Here is a 21,826-nt window from a genome sequence, read left to right as displayed (position 1 = left end):
TTTATCGTTTTTTAATTACTTCTGAAGGATTAATTCCATACTGCTTCCGAAAAGCTTCGGCAAAATGACTAAAGTTGTTGTAACCTACCATCGTCGCCGTTTGGCTGACACTAATTTCCCCGGTACTTATGATTTCCCATGCTTTTTCTAAACGTTTGTTCCGTAAATATGCAAATACAGTTGTTCCGTACTCTTCCTTAAATCCAACTTTTAATTTGTATTCGTTAATGCCTGCCAGCTTGGACAATTCGATTAGCGATGGTGGGTTTGCCATGTGGTCAAGGATGATATCCCTGGCTTTCCGAATGTTTTCTCGGTCACTACGTGATAAATGCAAACTACGTTTAGTATGTTTCTGCTCAAAAAGAAAAGCGTCAAAATATACAGAAAGGAGTTCTAATGCCTTCCCCTCTACGTACAACCGGCGCATGGAGGTATGATATGGACAGTCTCTCAATTGAACCAATAATCGGGTGGTTTCTGGAAGAATAGGCATACGGAACATTCGAAAAGCACGTGAATCTAACAGCCCGGATAAGCTGCGAGCATGTGAAGAGCCTTGATCCGCCATCCATGAATCGAATAGTGTAACCGGTACACCTATGGACAATAAACGGATAGGTTCAGCACTGCGATAGTGAAATTCCGCTTGGAAATCCTGCATGAACTGCAATGAACAACTATCGGGCATTAACTCATGGCTGGTATCTGTTACATGAACTTCCCCGCTTCCCTGCAGACAAAAGCTTAACTCAATCATCGCCGCTTCGGATTGAACCCGAACTAGGCGATCATCAGCAAAACGGTAATCACTATCAACAATTTCGATCCCGGAGGGTGTGATCACTCTATCGACGTATCCTTGGGTACTGGATTGTGCAAAATGTTTCCTCTCTGTAGTGCCCCTCATAGACGGAGCCTCAAACAAAGCATCGAAATACCCGTTATAGATGTTATGAATAGATGAACTTGTCATTCTGTTATACACTCAGCAGGTAAGCTGCACTCCGTAATCCCAATATTATGTTTTATCATGAGCAGATCACCTTTTCTCTTCTATTAAATGATAACGATTATCATTTAGATCATTATATGCGAGATATTAGATAACCTGCAATGTACAGTTTTTAAGGATCTCTTATCTCCGCCTCCTCAGTAAAGCGGTAGCACTTCTTGTGTCAGCCTTATAAAGAGATCGCTGAGTTAGGTTGCATATAAAATTACAAATAACCCCTCATCCTAAGGGATAAGGGGAAGTTATGATATCATCTAATTTTTAATTAATTCTACTTCCTTCATTGGAGCCTTTGTCTTACGGAGCATCATCCAGATCCCCCCCAGACAAAATAAAACACTACATCCCATGCCAAACAACGCGCTGGCGTTTAATGCCTGAGGTGAGCCTTTCATTGTAAGCACAGCCATTTGAGTGACAACAATGGAGACTAAGGCATCAGTAAAGCTAATCATTTTTAATGTTGATATAATGGGATTTTTGAGATGACGGTTAACAATATTTCCATGAATGGCAAAACCAAGTTTTGTAAAAGCGATCAGTGCTACCAGATATACAATGTAACCTTCATAAACCAAAGCGTCTCCGACTAGATAAATCCGCAGGCAGACCAACAGATATGAAACCCCTAGAAGACAAAGAAAAACACCGCCACGCTTATAAACATAAAGCTCCATGGAATACCTTTGCTGTGCTGAACTGACTTTTTTAGCTAATGTATATTTATGAAGCACCTGTCCTTTGGCTATACAAAGGATCAGATAATAAAGTGCATTTGTGATGAACCATCCGGACAATAGATATAACCCAAGAATTAACTTGCCTATACCAATAAAAGCATCGATGACTAAGGAAGCAGCGTTGAACATGGCGGTTCGATCTTGCGGATTTCCGAAGTACCGAACTAAGATTGCCTTAATATATATCATCCTTTCAAGAAAACCTTCATATCTCATTTTATGTTTCTAAGGGGACAATAGTATCATACTTGACTCAACCCAGCAATAAAGCAATTAAAGTTCTGATTTATGATATATTAGAAAAGGTTGTGCAAATTCGGCAAGAGGAAATAGCAACAGCAATTGTTAATGGAGGCAGGTCGTATATGTATAGAAAATTAACAGCAGCAGAGTTAGATTTTATATTAAGCTCGATTAATAAGGAACAGCATTTTTTATATTATTCATACCTTACTTTTCGCAGACAAAACACAGTGCATTACGGTCAGTATTCTGACCAGGGCGAGTTGCTTGGAGTATTAGCCTTTTTAAGTGGCCTTCCGTTTAATGCTTTTTCTGTATATCCAGTTCAGCAATCCTTTTGTCTCAGCTCAATGTTGGCGTTCATGAAAGATGAATTACATCTACATAACCATGCGGTAGGTAGCTTTATTATTAACGAACAAGAGCTGCAGGTCTTTGCTTCTCAGCTTGAGTTCTACAGCCCTCCCAAAAAATTGCTTCTTATGAAACATATTCATGAAGATGTTCTACCAACAGCGGACAAGCATGTTATGCACTTAGGACCTGCTCATTTCCAGCGAATTGAAGCAAAGATGAACGAGCTGCAAACCATGGCTTTTTCAAAAGAAGAATTACAGAATCCGTTCTATGGTGTGATGGCACAAGACGAGCTGATTGCTGTAGGAGGATACCATATATATAGTGAGGATTACGTTGAACTAGGAAATATCGGAACAGATGTGGCCTGGAGAAGAAATGGTTATGGTAAAAAAGTCTGTGCAGAGCTAACACGCCAAGGACATGCCATTTCAGCTAACGTATATTTGAATGTTTTTGAGGAGAATGTAGGAGCCATTTCTCTATATCAATCGCTGGGATATGAACTCATTTGCCAACAATACATCGTTGAATTTATGATTTAAATTAAAAACGTACTGCAGCTAATGCAGTACGTTTTTTTAAATTTTTAGGTGATACGCCAGTTAACCTTGTTTATTTCATTGCTTTTGCCAGCTCTGTGAAAATAACCCCCAGCGCATGAGCACCCGCATCTGGATAACCGATGCTGCGTTCCCCCACTGTGCCGGCTCTTCCCATACGGGCAACGATTTCTATAGTATTTTTAGAACCTTGGACAGCTGCTTCCGCTGCTTTATTTGCCGCCACTTTGATATCGTCGCCTTGTTCTGCACTTTGGGTCCAGGCATCTGCGAACGGTACAAGCGCATCAATCAATGTCTTGTCTCCGACGACAGCCCCTCTGCCAAAAGATCTTTCACCCGTATCTTGAATCCCTTTGACAACAGCCTGCATCATATCAGCAAACTCCTGAATGGTCAGCTCTTCCTTCTGCTGAACATTTTTACTCGCTGCGCGGAAGCCTGATCCCCAGATCGGTCCGGATGCTCCACCGCAATATTCCATAATGACCATGGAGCAGGCGTCAAGGAACTCACCGATATTAGTGAAATGATGAGCTAAAATATCTTCCCACTCGACTTTCAGCTGTTTAAAGCCCTTAGCTACACTCATCCCGAAATCGCCGTCTCCAGCGTGGGAGTCAAGCTCACAGAACGGAACTTCATTCTCGATAATAACCTGGCTCATTTGATCGAGCAGATAGACGATATTTTGCAAAGTAAACCGATTGTTCTTAATCACCGCTGAAGCAGCATCCGTATTATTCTTAAAGGATACATTGCTGTCTGCTTTCTCTTCTTGGATTACTTCAGTATATTTCACAGGCTCAAAAGGGCCTTTAATCGACAAGGCTGGTGTATCACAAGGCGCAGATAACCATTTTTTCAGTGTCTCATCCAGCTTCATTATCGTCACCGATGCACCTGCCATGTCAATGCTGGTCATGTAGTTACCAACAAACACTTTAAACACTTGTTTGTTCTTAGCGGTTAATTCGCGGATAACAGAATTGTTCAGCAAATATAACTCTTGCAGCGGGGTGCCGCCAAAACCATTAATTAATACGGCTACTTCCCCCTGCTTCTGATCATTCATTTGGAAGTTGTCTAACAAAGAAGTAACCATTCGCTGTGCTAATTCATCTGCGGGTACAATTTTCTCCCTGCGTATTCCGGGTTCTCCATGGATGCCAACCCCATATTCCATTTCGTTCTCTTCAATATGAAATGTCGGAGTACCTTTGGCAGGCACGGTACAAGAGGTATAGGCGAAGCCTATGCTGCGCACATGATCAATTGCATGTTGCGCCGCTTCTTTCACCTCCGCTAAGGATAATCCAGCTTCTGCTGCTGCTCCGGCTACCTTATGAACAAGCACTGTTCCGGCTACGCCTCTTCTTCCGACTGTATAAAGGCTGTCTTCAACGGCAATGTCGTCGTCTACTTTGACATAATCCACTTCGATACCGTCTTCAGTTGCTAGATGGGCCGCATTTTTAAAGTTCATGATGTCACCGCTATAATTCTTGATAATAAGCAGCGAACCTTTGGTGCTTGCTGTGCGGCGAATCGCTTGATAAACCTGAATTTGGGATGGAGAAGCAAACACATCACCGCATACAGCTGCATCCAGCATCCCGGTTCCTACAAACCCGGCATGAGCCGGCTCATGCCCGCTTCCGCCACCACTGATCAGGGTAACTTTATCTTGATTGATCTCTTTCTTAGAAATCACTTTGAATTTAGGATCGAAATCCAGCTCGGGATGCGCCAAGACAAGCCCGTTACACATTTCCCTAACCAGAGTCTCCGGCTTGTTTATTATTTTTTTCATCTTAAAGCTCCTTAATTGATTTATATTGACGGCCTAATTGATCGGCTGCCATAATTGCTGATGCAACCGCATCCTCCGTAATTGGGAACGGCATCGAATGGATAGATTCCTCAGCAATGCAAGCTTTTTTAGCAACCTCAAGCAGTTCCTCATAGGTTACATGCTCAACACCAATATCCGCTAAGCATACTGGGAGGCCAATCGAAAGACAGAAGTCCAACACTTCTTTTAATTCAGTCCGGTCTGCATTTTCAAGAACCAATTGAGCAATCGTGCTGAAGGCAACCTTTTCACCATGATAATAATGATGAGTTCCTTCCAAAGCAGTTAACCCATTATGAATCGCATGAATCGCTGCCAAACCACCACTTTCAAACCCAAGACCCGATAAAAGAATATTCGTCTCAATTATATTCTCCAAAGCTGGGGTTACGATATTCAGATCGCAAGCTTGCTTCGCCTTGAATCCATTCTCAAGCAATGTCTCATAGCAGAGCTTCGCAAGTCCCAACGCTGTTACTGTTCCTTTAGCTTCACCGCAAACCCCTTCACGAACTCCGCAAGGTAGACCTGCATTCACATTGGAGTAAGAATTTGCAGTAGCTCTTGCTTCAAAATAGGTTGAAAGTGCATCTCCCATACCTGCCACAAGAAATCTTGTAGGTGCATTGGCAATAACTGTTGTATCAATCATGACTACACTCGGGCTTTGCTTGAAATAAGCATAATCATCGAATTCACCTTCCGGAGTATAGAGCACCGCTGAGTGGCTTGTCGGAGCATCAGTTGCTGCTATCGTTGGAACGATAATCAGCGCTTCTCCTTCAGCTACACATTTTGCCGTATCAATCGCCTTACCTCCACCCAAGCCAATCGTACATGCACATTGATGTTCTTTGGCTAGCGCTTGTAATCTGGCGACTTCTTGTCTTGAGCATTCCCCGTGGAAGCCACTTTCAACAAGAGTTATATTAAATTTCTGTTTAGTTGACTCCAGTTTGTCTTTCACACGTGTTACATCATCTGGATGGGCAATTAACAAAGCAGAATCACCAAATGTTTTTACGAAGTAACCTAAGTTCAATAATTCATTCTCACCTTGTACATATTTCGTCGGACTGATAAATGCTCTTCTCATTTTTCGTTCCTCCTCAGTTGTTTATAGTTATCATTATAGATTGCTCTAATTTAAGAAACATGAAACAATAAAAGCTTATTAAAGCGTTTTCTTATCGTATTTTTTTGTCATAATCGTGAAAAATCGAACTTTCATGTCATTATGTTGAATTATTCTGTATAATGTTCATTAAGATTCTATAACTTACATAGGAGAATTTTGTGATGTCAAAATCCCGGTTCAATCTAGAAGAAATTATTGATTTGAAGAAATGGGAAAAGCTCCAGGATTCCTTATCTCTTGTAACCAAAATGGCTATTCTTACTGTTGATTACAAGGGTGTTCCTGTGACCAAGCACAGCTATTGCCAGCCATTCTGTCAAGGTGTGCGCCAGGACTCCCATCTCTCTCAATATTGTCAAAAATGTGATGCCCGCGCTGGGATTGAAGCGGTTCGCCAGAACAAACCGTTTATTTATTTATGTCATTTCAATATTATAGATATCGCGATTCCGATCATTATAGATAATCAATATCTAGGTGCAATTATGGCCGGACAGCTCAAGCTTCGTGAACCTGACGTGCCACAACTGGAGCAAATTGTCTCTCGCCCTCCGAATGTGGAGACGAACATGAAATTTAAAGCACTCAAAGAGGATTACCAGGCACTGCCTGTTTTATCCTACGATGAAGTAACAAAGTGTGTTGAGCTGCTGCTGCAGTTAAGTACCTATATCGTGGAGGAAGCCATTCAAAAGCATACTACTGTGGATTTGTACAAAAAGGTTCTGACCACCAATATAGAAGCACCCGCTTCTGCTGAAGCAATGGACGAGTCAGACCGTACGTACCGAAAAATCCAATCCATACAGCAGGAGTTATCCGGGGCCTTGATCGAGACCAAATTAAAGAATGGTGTACAAAAGTTCGTCTCAGTAAATTCTGTGCTTCAGCCTGCTTTTAATTACATTTATGCTCACAAAAATGAGAATTTCAGCCTCAAAGAGATGGCTAAGCTTTGTCATATCAGCCCCAGTTATTTCAGCCGTATTTTCACTAAAGAAACTGGAGAGAATTTCTCCATCTTCATTGCCAGACTCAAGATTGAATGGGCTAAGCAACTGCTGGAATCCACGGATTCCCCGATCAATCAAGTCAGTGATGATTTGGGCTTTTGCGACACGGGCTATTTCATTAAAACCTTCAAAAAATACGAGAACCTCACCCCGGCTGTATATCGGAATATGTATATGAGGCGATCAGCAAAAGAAACCCTCCGTTAATAAAATTAACGAAGGGTTAGTTCCTCATTCCCACCAATGCTTCATTTCACTGAATCCTACATCCCATAACTTCACATTCCCTTTAAGGATAAAGGTTATTTCTTTTACGGTAACTAATGCCGTATTGTTGAGTTCAGCTTGGGAACTATATTGTTCACTGGATTGAAGGATCATGTTACCATCAGCTATAATCATTAGTTCACTGCTAGAATTTTCATTTTGCGGGAATCCAAAGCTGAAATATAACCATACCTCTTTTTTATCACCCAAAGTATAGGTGTATTTTTTAATATCTTCACCTTCACTGCTGTACAAATTCATTTTTGGTATTATATTTTTACCTGCGATAGTGAAACGGGGAAGATTATGCGTGGTAGGCATGCTTCCCGTAAGCTTTTCCAACGTTTGTAATCCCTGCACGGGTCTTTCACTTTTCTTCAGAGTTAAATCAATAATCTCAGAGATTCCCATGATTCCAACCAATAGCACAACAACAGATAATGCCGAAGTAAAAAGTGATCTCCTGGTGATTTCCGGGGAAAATCCAATCTTATATGCACAAAATCCGATCATTGCCCCTAACGTATTGGAGATGACATCGGCTACATCAAAGGAACCCAAAAAAGTTAAAGCTTGAAGACTTTCCAGCACAAAAATTGTTAAGATAAACAAACAAATAAACTTCTTAAAATGTGTACGATACAGCAAAGGAAATAATACGCCAAAAGGAATAAAAGCAGCGATGTTCCCAAAGTCATAAACCCAAGAAAAGGATAGGTCAAAGAGATCAGGAAAAAGAAGCGGAACACTTTCTGGAATCAACATAAACGTATATTCATACTGGCTTGTTGCATGCTCTACTCTATTGAAAGCAAAAAACAAAAAATATAAGATCAACAGTGTATACAAAATAGTTCCTATAATAAGAATCTTTCGTAATTTCACTCCCATAATAACTTCACAATTCCCTCCATATGTCGATGGAAATAGTATATCTCTCCAAAGTGACATTCCCGTGACACTGAAGGTGACGATTTAGTCATTCAAAGCTTATATCGACAAAAAGTCATCACCCTTAATTTAAGGTCGATGACTTTTTGTTACATAAATTATCTATTCGAGACTAGTTTCCAGTGCTGGCCAGCAGAACCTGTATTATTTGTTTGAATAATATTTGCCCCCTCTGTCGTCGAACCCTGATCTACTGCCAGAGCTTTTCCACTATTACGATTAATAATATTGTAAAAATCACCTGAGGACTCCAAAGTCCACTGCTGGTCATTCGATCCGTTATCATTCCATTGTACACTTTGAGCACCGTTAGCTAATGAACCTCCTAAAATGCCCAGGTTTTTACGACTATTAGTATTGACCAGCTTCGTATAGCCATCAGCTGTGCTGACTACAAACCAATTTTGGTCATGGGATGAAATTCCGCTGGTCCACTGAACCGCCTTCCCTCCATCCGCCATCGAACCTTGATAGATACCCAACACTTTACCACTGTTCTCATTAACTAATCGATAACTGTCCACCATAATATGTCCTTCATCTGGAACCAACTCCCACAGCTGATCAGTGCTGCCTGCATCAGTCTGCTGTATAACTTGGGTACCCTCTTCAGTAGAACCCTGCGCTATACCTAACGTCTGACCACTGTTACGGTTAACAATCTTGTAGTAGTTACCAGAGGCTTGTAAAGTCCACTGCTGGTCATCGGAATGGTTTTCAGTCCATAAAACGGCTTTAGCTCCTTCTGTTGTTGATCCTTCTAATATTCCGGCGACCTTTCCACTTTTTGCATTCACAATGGATTTGTAACCGTTAGGAGCATAACCACTTTCCGCTGTGGAAATGAGCCAATATTGATCCAAAGAATTAGTCCCGCTGCTCCATTGGACGAGCGGATTGCCATTCGCAGTTCCACCTTCCAATACACCTAAAGCCTTCCCACTCTTCACATTAATTAATTTGTAGTAACCTACGGACATATCACCATATTTCACCGTGTTTTTCCCACTAAAAAATCCGGCTTGAGGGATAAATAAGCGGCCATTGCTAAGCGGCAGTAGTTGGCGGTTATACCCTGCATCTACGGGCGGATTATATGGAACCCAGCTTCCGGATGCATCCACTCTAGAAGAGTTGATCAGCACTTCTTTTTTCCCTGCAACGTTTAATACGAGTCTCCCATCTCCCAAAACAGAAATATAGGGACTTCCTCCGTACCCTACAAGAGATCCTACTTCAGTTGGATTCCAGCTCTCAGGATCTGCTGAAATTTTCAAATAATTGGGCACGCCCGGGTATCCGACCATCTCATAGGTCATTGCGTAATTACCATTGCCCAGCTTAGCGATTGTAGGCATTCCTGGACGTAATTTACTGTCTGCAAATGCCACATCAACTACCACAGGTCCCCAGTTCGTACCCTCCAACGTAGTCTGATGAACTAACTTCTGGGCATGGGCAGGATCACGTTCATCTGAATAATAAACAATGAGTTTGTTGTTGTGAACCAAAAAGAAAGGCTCCCAAATGGGATCATAACCAATATCGTTTCGTCCACCTTCAGTAATGGTGCTTACATATGTCCATGTTCTACCTAAATCATTGCTTTTATATAATTCCAACTTGGTAGCTGCTTTGTTGCTTGGCACAGAATTTCCTGCAAGAAGCATAGTACCTGCAGGCATGTTACCTATAGATTGGGGGAGTTCAAACAATTCAGGGCAATTTAACATTCCCCAACCGTTTTGAGTATCCTCCACTTCTCCAGCCTGATTCCAAGTGACACCATTGTCAACGCTTTCATAAATAGGGAAAACAGGGGTGGTATTAGAGGTTTGTTCAAATGTAGCATACATTTTATTATTGTTGATGCCACTATATTTAAGCTGGATTGCCCTAGGTGATAAAGCCCCATAGGATGGTGAATCTGCTGGTGGTACATATAAGACATTAGGACCGAAAGCGTTTACAATATCGCCGTCAAAGCTAATCCCTGTGCCAACCACTGTCACTAAAACCAACAAAAAAGACAAAACCTTCCTCAGTTCTCTTCTCAAAAGTAATTTCTCCTTTACTCTGGTTTTTTTAAACGAATACAGCTTCAATATAATTAATAAACGGATAAATGAGAATGTAATATCTCGACCGGATCATGCAATATGATTACACAAATAGACTCTCATCTTCGATTTCAAGTTTTGAAATTAGAAGAGGCAGATGAACAACCTTTGATAATCAAAGGTTGTTCATCTGCCTCTTAACTTATTAGGAATCTACTTTTTTTTCTTAATGTGATTTCTTTTCATTGTGATAAAGGACGAATTCGTATTTATTCCCTGTTAGTTGATCATTATAAAATACAATTTTACGGTTCAGTATATCTAAGTTTTGTTGCAATGCCTTAATTTCTTGTTCCACTTGTTGCTTACGCTGTTCAAGTAAATTTTTCCGTTCAGGAATTGTCTCGTCCCCCATAGCCCGCCACTCGGTATATTGCTTCAATTCTGCCATCGTCATTCCTGAATCTTTTAAATGAAGCAAAAATTGAACCCAACCTATATCCTGATCTGTATATTCACGTAAATTATTGTCACTTCGATGTGGAGTAAGTAAGCCTTCCAATTCATAATATCTGAGCGTGCTCTTGTTAACACCGACGATTTCTGCAAATTCTCCAATGGAATAAGGCATGATCCCCACCTCCATTTCTAATTTTGTTTCTATTCAAAGGATATACTTAAATTAATAAAAAACCAAATGTCAGAGTATGAATCCATTTTTATGGCTTGCCTTAAAGTGTACTTTAAGGTCTATACTTCATTTTGAAGCAGTTAATCATCGATGAAAGGGATGTTCTTATATGGCTGAAAAACAAACAGCAGGACGAGACTTGTTAGGAGAATTCGCTCCGAAATTTGCTGAACTGAACGATGATATCTTATTCGGTGAAGTGTGGTCAAGAGAGAAAGAATTATCTGCACGTGACCGCAGCATGATTACAGTTTCAGCATTAATATCAGGAGGAAACTTTGAACAATTAACTCCACATCTGCATAAAGCAAAGGCAAACGGAGTCACAAAAGATGAAGTAGCGGAAATCATCACGCACCTTTCGTTTTATGTAGGGTGGCCTAAAGCATGGTCGGCATTTAATATTGCTAAAGAAATTTATAAAAATTAAACGAAAGAGGTTTTTATTATGGCTAATGAGCAACTAAGCAACAGTACTATCTTTCCACTCGGACAAAAGGTTGAAGCTAATTTTATAGGTGATGCATACTTGCAGATGATTTATACTGATGCGACACCTTTGAATGCGCCTATTGGGAACGTAACCTTTGCCCCGGGAGCTCGCAATAACTGGCACTTCCATAAAATCGGACAAGTATTATTAGTTACCGGTGGTGAGGGTTGGTATCAAGAAGAAGGCAAACCAGCTCAATTCCTCCAAAGCGGGGATGTTGTGAATATTCCAGCGAACGTAAAACATTGGCATGGTGCTACAAAAGACAGTTGGTTTGTCCACTTAGCCATTTCACCCGGAGAAACAGAATGGTTAGAACCTGTTGATGGTGAGCTTTATAATCAATTATAAAAAAACGCATCGAGTCTATAGACTCGATGCGTTTCTTTTCTATATCGTCTTTTTGAGAAAACTAAACTTTATTGCTCAAGAAATTGGTAAACTGCTATCATCTCTTGTTTATTCAACTCACGAATACGATTGAAAATTGGAATATCAGCAACAGCTTCAATATTTAAGCTTTCAGAAATAACGTCACTTACTTTACCCGTTAGCCAAGTCTGAACATCTATACCTTCAACGACTTCCTTACGTCCTTCATCATTGATTCCACTCGCATAACAACTCACACAGGGAATAGTTAATTTATATACACCATCATGAAGTCCATCTTCCGAGATAACTTTTTTTCCTTTACAGAATGGACAGGGATGGCTTGCTTTAACCTTATTAATTAAGGTGACGATTTTTTTGTAACCAAACGCTTCATAGACATAAGTCAGCTTTTTATATTTTCCATTAGTGAAATACTTATCTATGATATTTTCTCTTGTTTCGTGGATATTGGCAAAATCACAGATCGTAATCCGGTTTTTCATGCTGATGGTTTCGATACTGCCGCTAATGCTGTCCCAGAATGGCAGGGCATTTTGTAACACCATTTCATATTGCGCAAAACTTCCTAACTCTAGTTCAAGCATTTTTAGAGCGACTTGTGTTTCCCTAGGTAATAGAGAGACCTCTTCTGTCAAAACCATATCGCCGCCCACGATGGCTTTCATTTTTTCTAGTACCTGTAATTCGCCAACAGTGCTAATAACTTGATCAAGGGGCATCCCAATAAGCTCGCGAATATCAGTGTCGCCGTATTTAAGCTTTTTATGATGATTTAATACCGTTCCTTGACAAATTGGACAGGTAATCATTTTTTTGGATGCTTTAATATGCTCTTTAATAATCGATTTCGAGATAACCATATAGTTCCCGATAATGGTATTAAAGCCATCCCAAGTTCTCGAGGCTTTAGCTGCTTTATCATAGAAGGACTTTTCCCAATACCCGTATAAAAAGGTGTGTTTTTCAGCTTCTGTCATCTCATTATAACTTTTGCTAATATCCTGTCCGAGCTCATTCTTTAACTCATCAAAGATGAATTTTATTTTTGGTAATTGATAGAATTTCAGAATCTCCATCGCATCTGGATGTAATGAACCGTCCCAAAAGGGTACGTTCTTGTCCTGAAGAACAATATCAAAGTCAAATTCTTCAATCACACGGCGGCCCTTACAGCTTGGACAATGATTGTCTGATTGATAGAAATCAAAGCTTTTTGTATCCTTATTAGTGGGATGCGCTGCCACAATATGGTTGATCAAGCTACCCATTTCATAAAGGAAAGTAAACTGACTATACAAGTGTCGTTCCAGATCAATGGCGATGACAGGCGCAATCGTATCCGATTCATATTCACCATAAATCAGGCGGGCCATGGAGGATAAGCTTTTTAAGATGCCACCTTTATAGATGTTCTCTGCATTTTTAAAATAGGGGATCTGACTTTCTTTTAAATAGTCAGTTCCATTTTGTAGCTGGAGTGTTGAAGAAATGTGCGCAGGTGCCACACTATCAGCAGGATTTTGTTGACGATAATAATCATCATGACTGAGAACATCAAGATGCTCCACAGGTGCAAGCTGTCTTTTGCCAAAATCAACGATAAAATCAGAGTTCTCTAACATATAAGAATTATGTTCAATCATGATTATGGAGACAGATTCATCCTGCAGAATGTCCCTAATGCTGTCAATGAATTGATTTAAAATATTTTGTGATAAACCTTTGGAAGGCTCGTCAAAAATAAAAAGTGTATGTGGATTTCTTGAGCCCGCAAACAGCTCAGAAACTAAATGGACACATTGAAATTCACCCGTGGATAAGGACTGTGTTTTCCGCTCCAACGTCAAATAACCAAGTCCAAGCTTGATCAATAAGCTTAGTCTTTTATGAGCAATGTCCTCATTTGGCAGTTCAACAATAATATCTTCAATCGAGCGCTCAAAAATATCATCAATATCCTCACTGTACTTTGTGAGTTTCCTTTTAATATCAAGAAAAGTGGCAACGGTCGAGCGACTGGTAATCGACTGATTTCGATCTTGCCCTACGATCACCAGCTTATCTTTGGAATAACGCTTTAGAAAATCTTTGACCATACATTCATTAACCAGTGTAGATTTACCACATCCGGACTCACCTGTAAAAGTTACCAGTCTATTTTGAGGAATCTGAATTTGGGCCATTTGAATATTACGACAATAAAGATCATGAAATTGATAATATTCTGCAGGTGCTGCCTGATTTAGTTCTCTATTGATGGGCTCAGGACGTGGTGATTCTTCAACAATTTTCCCGCCATATTTGCCACTGCCAGGTCCAAAGAACAAGTGTTTATCCGCTGTGTCCAGCACGGTGTCAGAATGGTCAATGAGCCAAATTTGATTTTTATATCCCAACTGTTTAATCTCCGCTAAAATCTTCAATAAGGTTTGGTGATCGAGACCCACGGAGATTTCATCAATGATAATCACGGTATTTTCACTTGTTGCCATGAATTCTGCCAGGTAAAGTCGTGTTAATTCTCCGCCTGATAATGTACCCATAATACGATTTAATGTTAAATAACCAATATTCATATTGATTATATTTTTCAGAATTTGTTGTTTACCTTCACTTATTTTTAGAATATCTGCCTGTGATAAAATGGTCTCTATACTTAAGTCGTTTAGATCAGAAATACTCTTTGCTTGATCCAATAATTCAATTTTATATTGTTCAGCTGCTTGATTATAGCGTTTCCCCTGACACTTTTTACACTCGACATTTTTTGTAGTTCCACGACCCTTACAATCAGGACACCAACCCAATTCATTATTAAATGAAAAAACCTCTGGAGAGAGATTATATTGTTCAGCAAGAGTGACACGGATTTCAGTAAACACACCTGTATGTGTGCCAATGGTTGACCGAGGATTTGAAGATATGGATGATCTACCAAGAAAAAGAACAAGTGGCATTGCTTCCATTTTGATCGCACTGAAATTAGTCTCCATAATATTGGGGAATAAATACTGGTATTCAGCTTTTGGCAGTAAGGAAACGAGACGTTTTTTTGATTCTTCCCCAATCGTTTGACAAAAAGTTGTTTTACCAGATCCAGACAAACCAGCAATTCCTAACGACTCATCAACTGGCAGTACCGTTTCTAATCTGTTAATATTGTTCGCAATTAATTGATTTATTTTCATAGTAAGCTCATCTCATCTCCATTCTCTTCATCTAGTATTGCCATGATTTATTCCATTAAAAAGGGCACTTTCCTTGTTCCAGAAAAGCGCCCTATTCTTGAAATTATAATTCTGCTAATACCTTTTCGAGCTGACCACCCATATTTGTCCAAGCATATTTAGCACCTTCGATGGCTCCTTGGCGGGCTTTCGTCTCTTCACTAAATCCTGATTGATCTAAATGGAGATTAACCTTCCCCTCTGAATCTTGACTCAAAGTCCAAGTAACAGTTGTACTTTCTCCCGCACTATTCCAAGTATAAGATAACGTATGCGGCTCATCCACGACGAGTACTTCGCTATCTATAATTCCATCCCACCATTCATTTGGCTCAGCACGGAATTGAAATTTATGACCAACGACGGGTTTAAAATCATTACTCCAGATCCATTTCGCAAGCGTATCCGAATCCGTTAAAGCATTCCATACCTTCTCGATCGAACTTGTAAATTGAAAATCTAATGATACATCTGGTTTCATAGTTATTCCTCCAATATAAGTTTTAATTTATCAATTCTTTGTTTCCAGAATCCTTCATAAAAAGATACCCAATCTTGAATTTCTTTCAAAGGATTGGCATTCAACCGATACCTCGTCTCTCTGCCAACCTTTCGAGCAATTACGAGACCAGCATCTTTAAGTATATTTAAATGCTTCGAAACGGCTGTACGACCCATTTCAAAATGAATCGTTATCTCATACAGAGGTAATTCATCAACATCAGCCAGAATTTGAAGAAGTTTTCGTCTTGTTGGATCCGCAACAGCGTCATAAACATCCCTCACTTGACTATTGTCGCTCACAACCACCCCCACCTTTTCCGTAATATTTCCTGTAATGTCACCTAGTATCCATCATTATTAATTAATAGGACACCATTTGGTGTCTAATTGATTATAAGACACCAAATGGTCACATGTCAACAATTCAGTAAAAAAAGCATTACCAAAAGCGAGTCCAGCATAGGACTGCTTTTGATAATGCCTCCAGATAAATCATTTCGTTGTACGCTTTAATAATTAATCTAATTGTTCTCCATTAGTAGCGATAACATTTTTGTACCAATAAAATGATTTTTTCTTTATACGACGTTTTGTACCTCTGCCCATATCATCTTGGTCCACATAAATGTAACCATAACGTTTGGACATTTGATTTGTTCCTGCACTCACCATATCTATGCAACCCCAGCTTGTGTAGCCCATTACATCTACACCATCTGCAATGGCTTCTTTTATTTGCTTAATATGTTCTTTTAAATAATCAATTCGGTAATCATCCTCTATAACATCGCCTTCTTGTAATACGTCTAAGGCACCTAGGCCATTCTCTGCAACAAGTACCGGCTTTTGATAGAGGTCATACAATTGGTTTATTGCAGTTCGTAAACCCTTAGGATCAATCTGCCAACCCCAATCACTCGATGGTAAATAAGGATTTTTCACTCCGCCTGTAAGCAAATTCCCTTCTGCGCCTTCTATCTTTTCTGGATGTGCACTGACTGCACCAGACATATAGTAGCTAAAGGATACATAATCCACTGGATAGTCTTTCATGATTTGTTCATCCTCGGGCTCTGTTTTCAGAACTATATTTTTTTCTGCAAACATTCGAGCGGTATAAGCCGGATAGTAACCTCTCGCTTGAACATCAGTAAAGAATAAAGAGGTACGTTGTTTATCAACTGTGGCTTGAACGTCGTCAGGATCACAACTATAAGGAACAAGAAGTTGATAACTAACCATACATCCAACCATTGCTTGAGGATTACTTTCTTTACACGCTTTGGTTGCAAGTGCACTTGCGACAAATTGATGATGCGCTCCTTGAAACATTGCTTGTTCAATATTCGGGTGATTTTCTTCGATAACCCCTAAACTTACATATTGGTGGTGTACTACACAGTTAATTTCATTAAAAGTCATCCAATATTTCACTTTATGCTTGTATCTTTCAGCTACAGTGGTTGCATAGCGAACAAAGAAATCTATAACTTTCCGGTTCACCCAACCTCCATACTTAGTTGTTAGATGAAGTGGCATTTCATAATGGGATAAAGTAACAATAGGCTCAATTCCATATTTGTTCAATTCATCAAACACACGATCATAAAATGCAAGACCTTCTTCATTAGGGATTAATTCATCCCCATTTGGAAAAATACGAGTCCAAGCAATGGACATACGGAAGGCTTTAAAACCCATTTCGGCCAATAAAGCAATATCTTCTTTATAGTGGTGATAAAAATCCACCCCATGTCTTTTGGGATAATACTTTTCACTTGCGGGATCTTGTGCTTCTTCTATTTGTTTATGAGTCATGAGGTGCCACTGGTCAGACCAGTTTTTTTTAGGGGTGTTTTCGTCAAAAATATATACATCTGCTAGAGAAAGCCCTTTACCGCCAACATTACTTGCTCCTTCTAGTTGATTGGCAGCTGCTGCTCCTCCCCATAAAAAGTTTTCTGGAAATGTCGTTTTCAATTCAAACATGTGTAAACCCTCCTTGTTGTTAAATAAAACATATGCTACGGATTAAACCTGTTGGATAAGGGCATCTTGTTCTTCTTTATATTTTTGATTATCCATTATTCTAAAGAACGGATAGTAAATAATAAACGCTACTGCAAACAGTACAATTTGTAAGATCATTCCCGAGATACTACCTGTCATCAAATATCCGCCGATAATTAATGGCATTGTTCCCGGAGGCAGTACACCTATTGGCAACGCTACTAATCCAAAATCCATGGAGAGATAGGTTATCAAAACAGTAACAATCGGTGTTATAAGAAATGGGATTAACATCATTGGGTTTAATACGATAGGCATCCCAAAGATTAACGGCTCATTGATATTAAATAGTCCTGGTCCAATCGTCAGTCGACCCATTTGTTTCAGCTGTTTGCTCTTCGCAAAGAATAACATAGCAATCGTTAGTCCTAGAGTTGCACCAGATCCACCGATAAAGATAAGATATCTGAATTCTGCTGTAACAATATTATGGACGGGTGAACCCGCTGCGTAGGCTGCAGCATTTTCTGAGGTCAATTGCAGCCAGATAGGCAACATGACAGAACCTACAATGGTGGAACCATGTAATCCGATTGCCCATAATAAGTTGATTAACAAGAACACAACAATTGTTCCCGCTAAGCTTGTTCCAACAGTGGTTAATGGTTGTTGAAGAAGCTTGGCAACAATGGTATGCACGTTATCAAAACCAGTAAAGTTCTCAACAAGTAGGCGAACTCCCCAGACACTCACGATAACAAAGAAACCAGGAATAATCGCTGTAAAGGATTTAGCAACTGTTGGCGGCACACCATCCGGCATTTTAATAACTATATTTTTTTGTACGATTCTACGATATATTTCTGTTGCGAAGATTGCGGTTAACAATCCTACAAATAAACCTTGACTCGAAAAATAATTCACGTTCATTGCTTTTGTAACAACATCATCTACTGTGAAAGAAGTTGATGGTGTGACTACAAAATATGAACATAATGCCACAGCCCCTGAAGAAAGCGGATCCACTTTATAGCTCTCTGCTAGTCTATATCCCACGGCAAATGTTGCAACTAATGCGACAAGGTTAAATGTACCATTGTACGGATATAGTAAGGCTGTTTTGATATTTGGATGGGCGACCAAGAAATCTAAATAGGCTGGAATTGGCAGGTTTGCTAAGATTAAAAAAATGGAACCGATAATAATAAACGGGATAGTTAAAACCATTGCATCGCGAAGCGCTTGTAAATGCCGCTGACCAGAGATTTTACCTGCAACTGGCATTACCTTATCTTCTAAAAATTTCGTTATTTTATCCATAGTTTCTTGCACGCTCCCGAAGAAGTATTTTCTTATTGCGATGCCACTTCTTTTTGATCCTATTTTGAAAGCTTATAAAGTTCAATGATCTCCGTAACAAGTAAAGAAATGGTCTCTACACTCATTAGTTGGTCTTCAGCATGCATAAGGATCAGTGAGAATTGAAGCTGTTCGCCATTTGCTTCTCTTTTGATTAATGATTTATGCATTTTATGACCTTCTCTAAAAAATTGCTTTGATTCTTCTAATTTTTCTTGTGCCTCTTTAAATTCTCCCTCTTTGGCTGCGTAAAGCGCCTCCATTACTAAGCTTTTAGCTGCGCCTACATTACTGATAATGTTAAAAGCCACAGTATAGTATTCCTCTTTCACTTCATCTACCATTTCTCTCTACTCCTCTCTTATCTCTATTTACTTTCAATTAATTGCAAGGCTTGTTCAAGTACTTTTTCACCGTTCATCATTCCGTAATTCAACATATCAATAGCTTCTATAGGAATGTTTTTATCTGCTAATCTTGTTTCTAATTGCTTTTTCATATATTTCACCTGAGGTCCTAACAATAAGACATCAACCTTTTTCTCTTGCAAAGTAATATCAATTTCAGATGCTGATTTAGCAAAAACATCGACATCCAACCCTTTTTCTTCAACAACCTTCTGCATTTTTGTTACTAAAAGGCTTGTACTCATTCCTGCTGAACACACTAACATAATTGTATTCATATTGACTTCCCCCTAAAATTATCATTTATTGAACACCTTTAGTGTAAACTTAAATCGCTTTCTTTTTAAGCTAACCTTTTTCCAAATCAACAGGAAACGGTTACATTGCAAATAGTAAGGCAGTACCTAATTTCTCACTCACTCTAGTTTAGTAATTGTATAATTTCTTCCACAGAGTCCTTAGCAAGGATCTGCACAACAATCTCTTTATCCTCTATCAATGATCCTAGCTTTTTATACATTTTATCTAGGTCGACATTGTTTCCTTCTTTAATGTTTAATAAACAAATTAATTGCACCATTTGCTTATCATTCCAACGAATAGGACGTTTTAACGTACAGATTGTCCAAAAGGTTTCCGAGGTAACAGGAAGTGAAGGATGTGGAACAGCGACAAGATTTCCAAAACTAGTGGGTGCATAGGACTCTCTTTCAACTACTAAGGATTCATAATGCTCTGGTACAAGTCCTTGTTTTGTTAGCTCATTGCTTAAAAAATGAATCACACTTTCCTTTGTGGTAAATTCTTTTTTCACGAATACTCTAGATGCGTCAAGGTAAGAATGAGTTTCTGCCACCAGTTCTGAAGACAGTAAGACGTCCTTGATTCTTTTGAGGTCTTTGGCTTCTAGAAAGGTATTTACAACATAGACGGGAATACCTATATCTTCATTGATCGGAACTGTACTGATAATAAAATCAATCGAGGATAGGTCCGTTTCTGCTAATTTGTAAAAACTAATTGTGTCTACAATCTGCAATAGATTCTCAAATGAATTGATCAATCGGTAATAAAGTAATTTGGCACTCCCAACACCAGACGCACATACAAGAATAACTCGTTTTATTTTTTTGTTTTTATTTTTCATTCTTTCTAAAGCAACCCCAATGTGCAAAGCAATGTAAGCAACTTCATGTTCTCCAACTTCTGAATCCAAATAGTAGTTAATACATTTACTCGCAATAAGTGCTCCTTCGAATGCGGCTGGAAAACTCGTCTTAATATCATTTAACAGAGGATTTCTAAAATTCATGTTGTATCTTAATCTATTCATCGCAGGTCTAATGTGAAGGGTCAGGGCTTGAATAAATTCATGGTCATGGCCAAAATCCCAATTCAACTCAGTTTGTAAACTTTTTAAAATACAGCTGACAATGGAGTCCACTTCATCGAACTTACTGTACTCCGTTAGATTTTCTTTCGGCAGCAATTTTGTTCCAACCAAATGGATGATAATATAATTAATCTCTGAATCGGAAAAGAGCAGATCCGTGAAATCTTCTATGTCTTTAACAATTTCATGGGCAACAATTTTTTCAAAAGGATACTCTTCCATAAGGTTTACCGACGGTTGTTCGATTAAAAATCCCTCTTCGATACGTTTACAAGCTATTATTAAGTGAATAGCGAGGTTTTCCAAGGAAATATCTGAAATCTCAATTTTGTATTTATTTACTTTGCCGATGATTATTTCTTTAATTTTCGTGTATACCTCTTTGTCAAACAAAGTAAAGTTATCGAAAGTTGGATCGGAGTTTTCTTCTCTTTTGTATAAAAAATTAGACAAACATATTCGTTTCTTAAATTCATCGCCCTCTATAAACAGGCCATAATGAGGCCGATTAACTAAATTCAGGTTGTATTTTTCCAGTATCTTACGCACTTCTTTTAGATCGTTTTGGATTGTCGATTTAGATACAAACATCTCATCTTCTATAGTGGCCAACTTGATATACTTATTTTCTAATAAAAACCGACTCAACAAATAAAGAACCCTATTATCTTGTTCAGAAAAGTCTACTGTAGAAGGATTGATTTTATCATTAGTTAACTCATTTAATTTTTGGGAAAATATATCTTTATCGAAGACTCTTACAACGAAGCCCTTCCCACGAATTAACTCTATTTTTAGTCCTACTATGGCGGATATATTTTGTAACTCTTTCAAATCATTACGGATCGTTCGATCGCTAACATTCAGTTCCTTAGAAATCCATGCAGCTGTGACAGGTTGATTAGAATTAATTAAGTATAAAAGTATTTCTTTTTGCCGTTTTGAAAACAATTGTATCCCTCTTTCTTATCCAGAGTATGAATATGAGCTAATATTAACTGAAGCATACATTTACATACATTTGCTCATTTTTTTATATCGGTTACAATATCACTTCCTAAGAAAATTTGATAGTGTTCTTACAGTAACATAAGAAACAGGCGTCCTCATTTAAGAAGACACCTGTTTAAATTTCAGCTTCGTT

Annotated in this window: 19 protein-coding genes; 4 read left to right on the top strand and 15 right to left on the bottom strand. The window is 38.9% G+C overall.

The window, feature by feature from the left end; all coding sequences use genetic code 11:
• Position 1 precedes the first annotated feature (1 nt).
• Together NYE58_RS18205 and NYE58_RS18200 are read right to left on the bottom strand one after the other, a co-directional pair.
• Positions 2-976, bottom strand: coding sequence for a helix-turn-helix transcriptional regulator (locus NYE58_RS18205; protein ID WP_076125617.1), 975 nt, complete (start codon positions 974-976; stop codon positions 2-4).
• A 293-nt stretch (positions 977-1,269) separates the two neighbouring features.
• Positions 1,270-1,971 carry a hypothetical protein gene (locus tag NYE58_RS18200; RefSeq protein WP_076125619.1) on the bottom strand — a complete coding sequence of 234 codons (702 nt, stop codon included), beginning with the start codon at positions 1,969-1,971 and terminating at the stop codon, positions 1,270-1,272.
• 149 nt (positions 1,972-2,120) lie between these two features.
• Here NYE58_RS18200 and NYE58_RS18195 point away from each other — a divergent pair, with 149 nt between their 5' ends.
• Positions 2,121-2,900 carry a GNAT family N-acetyltransferase gene (locus NYE58_RS18195; protein ID WP_076303799.1) on the top strand — a complete coding sequence of 260 codons (780 nt, stop codon included), beginning with the start codon at positions 2,121-2,123 and terminating at the stop codon, positions 2,898-2,900.
• Between the two features lie 70 nt (positions 2,901-2,970).
• On the opposite strand, the gene dhaK is transcribed toward NYE58_RS18195, so the two are convergent.
• Entirely contained in the window at positions 2,971-4,731 is a 1,761-nt protein-coding gene (gene dhaK, locus NYE58_RS18190) for a dihydroxyacetone kinase subunit DhaK (protein WP_341002558.1), read from the bottom strand.
• Between the two features lies 1 nt (position 4,732).
• Positions 4,733-5,869, bottom strand: a complete 1,137-nt coding sequence (locus NYE58_RS18185) for a glycerol dehydrogenase (protein WP_076217597.1) — start codon at positions 5,867-5,869, stop codon at positions 4,733-4,735.
• 203 nt (positions 5,870-6,072) lie between these two features.
• On the opposite strand from NYE58_RS18185, the gene NYE58_RS18180 reads away from it, so the two are divergent.
• Complete coding sequence (locus tag NYE58_RS18180) at positions 6,073-7,131, top strand: PocR ligand-binding domain-containing protein (RefSeq protein ID WP_076125624.1); 1,059 nt, start codon at positions 6,073-6,075, stop codon at positions 7,129-7,131.
• Between the two features lie 24 nt (positions 7,132-7,155).
• Here NYE58_RS18180 and NYE58_RS18175 read toward each other — a convergent pair whose 3' ends face one another.
• The 3 genes from NYE58_RS18175 to NYE58_RS18165 form a co-directional block, all read right to left on the bottom strand.
• On the bottom strand, positions 7,156-8,082 hold the full coding sequence (locus NYE58_RS18175; RefSeq protein ID WP_341002557.1) for a VanZ family protein: 927 nt from the start codon (positions 8,080-8,082) through the stop codon (positions 7,156-7,158).
• Between the two features lie 158 nt (positions 8,083-8,240).
• Positions 8,241-10,199, bottom strand: coding sequence for an RICIN domain-containing protein (locus NYE58_RS18170; protein ID WP_341002556.1), 1,959 nt, complete (start codon positions 10,197-10,199; stop codon positions 8,241-8,243).
• Between the two features lie 229 nt (positions 10,200-10,428).
• Positions 10,429-10,833 (bottom strand): MerR family transcriptional regulator, encoded by a 405-nt coding sequence (locus NYE58_RS18165; protein WP_341002555.1) that lies wholly within the window; start codon positions 10,831-10,833, stop codon positions 10,429-10,431.
• Between the two features lie 169 nt (positions 10,834-11,002).
• On the opposite strand from NYE58_RS18165, the gene NYE58_RS18160 reads away from it, so the two are divergent.
• Both NYE58_RS18160 and NYE58_RS18155 read left to right on the top strand, forming a co-directional pair.
• Positions 11,003-11,323 (top strand): carboxymuconolactone decarboxylase family protein, encoded by a 321-nt coding sequence (locus tag NYE58_RS18160; protein ID WP_076276521.1) that lies wholly within the window; start codon positions 11,003-11,005, stop codon positions 11,321-11,323.
• A gap of 18 nt (positions 11,324-11,341) precedes the next feature.
• Entirely contained in the window at positions 11,342-11,737 is a 396-nt protein-coding gene (locus NYE58_RS18155) for a cupin domain-containing protein (RefSeq protein WP_076217591.1), read from the top strand.
• 68 nt (positions 11,738-11,805) lie between these two features.
• Here NYE58_RS18155 and NYE58_RS18150 read toward each other — a convergent pair whose 3' ends face one another.
• The 8 genes from NYE58_RS18150 to NYE58_RS18115 form a co-directional block, all read right to left on the bottom strand.
• Positions 11,806-14,970 carry an ATP-binding cassette domain-containing protein gene (locus NYE58_RS18150; protein ID WP_341002554.1) on the bottom strand — a complete coding sequence of 1,055 codons (3,165 nt, stop codon included), beginning with the start codon at positions 14,968-14,970 and terminating at the stop codon, positions 11,806-11,808.
• Between the two features lie 103 nt (positions 14,971-15,073).
• Positions 15,074-15,490 (bottom strand): SRPBCC family protein, encoded by a 417-nt coding sequence (locus NYE58_RS18145; RefSeq protein ID WP_341002553.1) that lies wholly within the window; start codon positions 15,488-15,490, stop codon positions 15,074-15,076.
• A gap of 2 nt (positions 15,491-15,492) precedes the next feature.
• On the bottom strand, positions 15,493-15,813 hold the full coding sequence (locus NYE58_RS18140; protein WP_038571021.1) for an ArsR/SmtB family transcription factor: 321 nt from the start codon (positions 15,811-15,813) through the stop codon (positions 15,493-15,495).
• Positions 15,814-16,029: 216 nt separating this feature from the next.
• Positions 16,030-17,502, bottom strand: a complete 1,473-nt coding sequence (locus NYE58_RS18135) for a glycoside hydrolase family 1 protein (protein ID WP_076278465.1) — start codon at positions 17,500-17,502, stop codon at positions 16,030-16,032.
• Between the two features lie 42 nt (positions 17,503-17,544).
• Entirely contained in the window at positions 17,545-18,843 is a 1,299-nt protein-coding gene (gene celB, locus NYE58_RS18130; RefSeq protein ID WP_038571015.1) for a PTS cellobiose transporter subunit IIC, read from the bottom strand.
• A gap of 59 nt (positions 18,844-18,902) precedes the next feature.
• Positions 18,903-19,226: a PTS lactose/cellobiose transporter subunit IIA gene (locus NYE58_RS18125; protein WP_051490993.1), complete on the bottom strand. Its 324-nt coding sequence runs from the start codon at positions 19,224-19,226 to the stop codon at positions 18,903-18,905.
• A 23-nt stretch (positions 19,227-19,249) separates the two neighbouring features.
• Positions 19,250-19,567: a PTS sugar transporter subunit IIB gene (locus tag NYE58_RS18120; RefSeq protein ID WP_036677859.1), complete on the bottom strand. Its 318-nt coding sequence runs from the start codon at positions 19,565-19,567 to the stop codon at positions 19,250-19,252.
• A gap of 143 nt (positions 19,568-19,710) precedes the next feature.
• Positions 19,711-21,633 carry a BglG family transcription antiterminator gene (locus NYE58_RS18115; RefSeq protein ID WP_341002552.1) on the bottom strand — a complete coding sequence of 641 codons (1,923 nt, stop codon included), beginning with the start codon at positions 21,631-21,633 and terminating at the stop codon, positions 19,711-19,713.
• Between the last annotated feature and the right edge of the window lie 193 nt (positions 21,634-21,826).

Source organism: Paenibacillus sp. FSL L8-0708 (assembly GCF_038009325.1).
In the GTDB taxonomy this organism is placed as follows: domain Bacteria; phylum Bacillota; class Bacilli; order Paenibacillales; family Paenibacillaceae; genus Paenibacillus_AQ; species Paenibacillus_AQ odorifer.
The sequence above is the reverse complement of the archived record's forward strand: the minus strand, read 5'-3'. Positions and strand labels throughout refer to the sequence as shown.